At 59.1% G+C, this 606-nt stretch carries 2 protein-coding genes; both read right to left on the bottom strand.

The window, feature by feature from the left end; translation table 11 throughout:
* Positions 1-240, bottom strand: a 240-nt coding sequence (locus AOG27_RS21415; protein WP_200909127.1) for a twin-arginine translocation signal domain-containing protein, incomplete at its 3' end; no start/stop codon positions are given.
* Positions 241-312: 72 nt separating this feature from the next.
* Complete coding sequence (locus AOG27_RS22000) at positions 313-606, bottom strand: ATP-binding protein (RefSeq protein WP_054554913.1); 294 nt, start codon at positions 604-606, stop codon at positions 313-315.

The raw sequence follows: 606 nt of genomic DNA, 5'->3' as shown, positions 1-606 counted from the left end.
GCCGTTGATGCTGATCGGGCGTGCCTCCTTGCCGTCGATCAGGATCGATTCGCGGCGGATGGCCAGCGACACCTCCGGCCCCTCTTCGACTCCCTTGGAATAGACATTGGTCTGACCCCAGGGGTTGGCCCAGCTAGGACGTAGGCTAAGGGCCGCTGCCGACCCAAGGCCAAGCGCCGCACCGCCTTTGAGGATCTGACGACGTGACATCGGGTGCGTGATGACGCGCGAGTTTGCCATGTGTGACTCCCGTCCATGTTTGACGCGAGCCAGTTTGACTGACGAACCTGAAACAGGCCTGAAAATGCGCAATTAATCGGTAGATTCCTTGATGGGCACCTCCATCCTCACGCACAAGCCCCCCAGTGCACTGGGCTCAAACCTCACTTTCCCGGCATAGCGCGTCATGAGTTGCCACAGAATAGACAAGCCAAGGCCATACCCAGGATGACTTTCATCCAGCCGCCGGCCGCGCTGGCCAAGGCGAGGCAGGTCATCTACTGGAACACCAGGACCGTCATCCTCAACGGTAATCCTGAGGACATCATCGAGCACAATGCGACTGTCCACTTTGCTACTGGCCCACTTGCCGGCATTGTCAAGCAC

This window comes from Pseudoalteromonas lipolytica (assembly GCF_001306915.1).
Taxonomy (GTDB): Bacteria; Pseudomonadota; Gammaproteobacteria; order Enterobacterales; family Alteromonadaceae; genus Pseudoalteromonas; species Pseudoalteromonas simplex.
Note: the sequence above shows the minus strand (reverse complement) of the source record. Positions and strands in the feature narration are given on the sequence as shown.